The organism is Desulfobaccales bacterium (assembly GCA_041648175.1).
Lineage (GTDB): Bacteria > Desulfobacterota > Desulfobaccia > Desulfobaccales > 0-14-0-80-60-11 > 0-14-0-80-60-11.
Window position 1 is genome coordinate 1 of sequence record JBAZPO010000063.1, and the last position, 3,515, is coordinate 3,515.

General features: G+C 60.6%; 5 protein-coding genes. All 5 read left to right on the forward strand.

Annotated elements, in window-relative coordinates; all coding sequences use genetic code 11:
- The first annotated feature begins 141 nt into the window (after positions 1 to 141).
- Positions 142 to 558 (forward strand): DUF6788 family protein, encoded by a 417-nt coding sequence (locus tag WC600_18980; GenBank protein ID MFA4904814.1) that lies wholly within the window; start codon positions 142 to 144, stop codon positions 556 to 558.
- A complete protein-coding gene (locus WC600_18985; protein ID MFA4904815.1) occupies positions 533 to 2,143 on the forward strand; it encodes a transposase in 1,611 nt (536 codons plus the stop codon). The genes WC600_18980 and WC600_18985 overlap by 26 nt, the downstream gene beginning before the upstream one ends.
- Positions 2,144 to 2,191: 48 nt before the next feature.
- Entirely contained in the window at positions 2,192 to 2,392 is a 201-nt protein-coding gene (locus WC600_18990) for a hypothetical protein (GenBank protein ID MFA4904816.1), read from the forward strand.
- Positions 2,393 to 2,872: 480 nt separating this feature from the next.
- Entirely contained in the window at positions 2,873 to 3,271 is a 399-nt protein-coding gene (locus WC600_18995) for a DUF6788 family protein (GenBank protein MFA4904817.1), read from the forward strand.
- A partial coding sequence (locus WC600_19000; protein ID MFA4904818.1) for a hypothetical protein occupies positions 3,246 to 3,515 on the forward strand: 270 nt, incomplete at its 3' end. The genes WC600_18995 and WC600_19000, both read left to right, overlap by 26 nt.

Below are 3,515 nucleotides of genomic sequence, written 5' to 3' on the forward strand. Positions count from 1 at the left end.
TCGTAGGTGAACTCTGAAGTTTTGCCATAAGGCCGCCGGCCCCCTGGGCCCGACGGGGTAGGCACCTCAGCGGCGGGGCAACCAGCACCTGCTTGACTCCCCGTTTTTATTATTCCATAATCTGGGACGTAGTAGACTCATATGATACGTGCCAGAGAACAGCAGGCCATCAGTCGCTGCCGGAAGCAGGTGCGTGCGCTCCAGTCTGAACGGGAGGCATTGGAAGCCAACCTCCTGAGCCGCGAGCCCTTGGTGGAAGGGTCTTTGGTAACCATACGCAAGGTCTGCGGCAAAGCCGGCTGCCGTTGCGCTACCTCCAAGAGAATGCGACACGGTCCCTTTCTTAGTCTTTCCATTTTACGCCGGGGCCAGACACGGAGGATTCACTTGCCCAAGCCATGGGAGGAGCAAGTGAGAGCGGGGGTAGAAAAAGCTCGTAGATACCGCAAGGCTCATCAACAGTGGCGAGATTTGGAAAGACGCATGGGGGTGTTGTGGAAGCAAGTGGAGCGATATCGCAAACACGTACCCTATGAGCCAAAGCAAAAAGGCCGCTAACGAGCAGCGGGCCAACGAACGCGCCCGCAAGCGCGGCCAGCGCAGCGCATCCCGCAAGAACCGCAGCTACCTGGCTTGGCGCCACCTGACCCGCGACCAGAAGGAGGTGGCCAAGCGGATCATGGCCGGGGACTACCGGACGATCGATTGGGCGGGATGGGGATTCTTGGACAAGTTCGTGATCTTCCTCAAGACGATCGGGTTCCTGGAGTGTCTGGACGTAGCCGGGGAAGGATACGTCCGGCGGATGATCACCATCGCGAAGCTGCTGTTGACCTACCAGATAAAGATCCTCATGGGAATCGGCTCGATGAACCAAGTGCCGCAATTGCTCTTTGGTGACATCGGGTTGCTGATGATGCTGGGGTATACGGCCGAGCAGATCAAGAATGGGCACTGCAACAGGGGCAAGGGAAAGAAGACGGGCCCGATGCACAAGGACACCCTGGCCGACGCGCTGGACCGGTTTTCACCGGTTGAGATCGAGCACATCCTCAACAGCGGGGTCAAGTTGCTGGCGAAGGAGGGTTTCATCAAGGACTCGACTTATCTGATGGACGCCACGGACCTGCCGACGACCGAGAAATGCCTGGGCGCGGGCCGCAGGACGGTCACAAAGCAGGTCGTAGGGCGCGACAAGGAAACGGGGGAGAAGCGGATCGTCGAGGTCCTTGAAACCACCCACGGGTTCAAGCTGCATATTCTACGCGGCCTGGACTCGCGCATCGTGGTGGCGGCCAAGGTAACACAGATTCAGGAGTCCGAGAAAAATTGGACTATGCCCTTGATCCACCAGGCGACGGAGAACCTCGGTGGGAGAAAGATACGGCTTCTACTCATCGATCGGGGGTATATCGATGGTCTGACCCTCTGGACATTGAAGTACGAACTTGGGATCGACTGGATCATCCCGGTGCGCACGGACATGGCGGTCACCAAGGACGCCCGGGGGATGCGGGATACGGAAGACCCCAAGAGGATATTCCGGGCCCAGCGCGAGGGTCTGAAGGTCGTGGGGTTCAAGGACTTGCGTAGCTACGACCAATACGGCGACGCGGCCCATCAGCAAAAGAACGCCCAGGCCAAGGATTTCAAGGCCAACCCCATCAACGCGGTCATGGTCACGCACTGGGGCACGAAAGAGTATCCCCCTGGCAAAGAGAAGGTGTTCCTGACGAGCCTGGCCGTATCCGATCCGCTGAAGATCATCGACAAGTACGATCTACGGAGCTTGATCGAGAACACGACGTTCCGGGAACTCAAGCAGGGCTGGCTCATCAACAAGATCCCGAAGAAGACGGAACGCGCCGTCACAGCGCATGCGCTCCTGACGTTGTGCATGTACAATTTCACCAACGCCTATCGAACCGATAAAGGCCAAGACCTTGCCGAGCAAGGGTTCCGACGGCATCGGCTGAAGACTTTCGCCCAGACGAGGACGAAGGTCGTCGTGATGACGGAGGAACATTTCGGGATATTCGATCTGGAAGAGTTGGCGATTCTTTGGGGGAAGCCCCCGAAGAGCTTTCGCCCGTTCTCGGACGTTGACCCCGAGGCTTTCAAAAAAGAGCACGGCATCGAGTGATCGACAGGAGTAGTCTGCCCCCCCGTCGCCGTCAGGCGAAATTCGCAGATGTCGGGGCAGTCGCAACGGGTCGCTCCGGACCCAAGTAGCTCCCGCGCCGGCGTTCCCCCTTCCCCTGCAAGACGAGACTCGGACATCCGCAGCCGCCAGGGCAATGCCCACCTCCCCCGGGACTGTCACACCTGCCGGGACGCCCGGGTTCCCCGGCCTCCCGGGGGCTGGCCCCGCTGGTGCGCCGAAAATAAGTAGGTGGTCGGCGTCCCTCATTGAGCGCCGTTGACCACAGCGCCGCCACCCAGTTGCGCCGGGCCCTCCGAGGGCCCGGCGCTTGAGGAACGGCGATTACTTTCCTTTACGGAAGGACCTTATGGCGCCGTCGGCAAGCCGACGGCGCTTATCTTCGTGGCCGTTGCCGTTCGAACCTCCGGCCGGCTTCGCCGGCCGGAGGCCGAGCGGCCCCCGCGGGGGCGCTCGTTCCGTTGGGGGTCAAGCGTCGTCCCTGAGCGGCCGAAGCACCACCCGATAGCCCACCCCGACCCGCGCCCCAGGTGCTGGGCCAGCCTTATGGCAAAACTTCAGTTCGCCTTCTGAAGTTTTGCCATAAGGCCCGGGGCAGGGGGGCGCCGTCGGGGCCGAGCCCGTAGGCCGGGCAATTGGCGCCGGGCTTGCCCGGCGTCTTTTTTTATCCTAGTATCTGGTGTATTAAGTAGAGTATAATATACACCAGACATGGACCTCAGCAGCCTCCGCTCCCACGTGCTGGACTTGGCCAAGGATCGCTCGGACTTGGAGGCCAGGCTTCTTATGCATGAGCAATTCACCAAGGGCTCCCTGGTCTATCTGCGTACGCGCTGCGGAAAGCCGAACTGCCGCTGCCGGAAATCCAAAAGGCATCGGCATGGCCCCCGGCTTTACCTTTCTGTCAGCCGCGATGGGAGGCAGCGGATGGTCTATGTCCCCAAGGCCCTGATGGAACAGACCCGGAGGTTGGTCGAACAGGCGCGCTCCTTCAGGGCGGCCCGGAAGAAATGGCGGAGTATCAACCAGGATCTGTGGAACATCTTCATGAAGATGGAACGGTTGAAGACGCGACCCATGCCCCATGAGCCGAAGAGAAAAGGCCGCTAAAGAGCAAAGGGCCGACGAACGCGCCCGCAAGCGCGGCCAGCGCAGCGCATCCCGCAAGAACCGCAGCTACCTGGCTTGGCGCCACCTGACCCGCGACCAGAAGGAGGTGGCCAAGCGGATCATGGCCGGGGACTACCGGACGATCGATTGGGCTGGCTGGGGATTCTTGGACAAGTTCGTGATCTTCCTCAAAACGATCGGGTTCCTGGAGTGTCTGGACGTAGCCGGGGAAGGATACGTCCGG

Coding starts and splice junctions, on each gene's coding strand:
- WC600_18980 (MFA4904814.1), top strand. CDS start 142: ATGATACGTGCCAGAGAACAGCAGGCCATCAGTCGCTGCCGGAAGCAG.
- WC600_18985 (MFA4904815.1), top strand. CDS start 533: ATGAGCCAAAGCAAAAAGGCCGCTAACGAGCAGCGGGCCAACGAACGC.
- WC600_18990 (MFA4904816.1), top strand. CDS start 2,192: ATGTCGGGGCAGTCGCAACGGGTCGCTCCGGACCCAAGTAGCTCCCGC.
- WC600_18995 (MFA4904817.1), top strand. CDS start 2,873: ATGGACCTCAGCAGCCTCCGCTCCCACGTGCTGGACTTGGCCAAGGAT.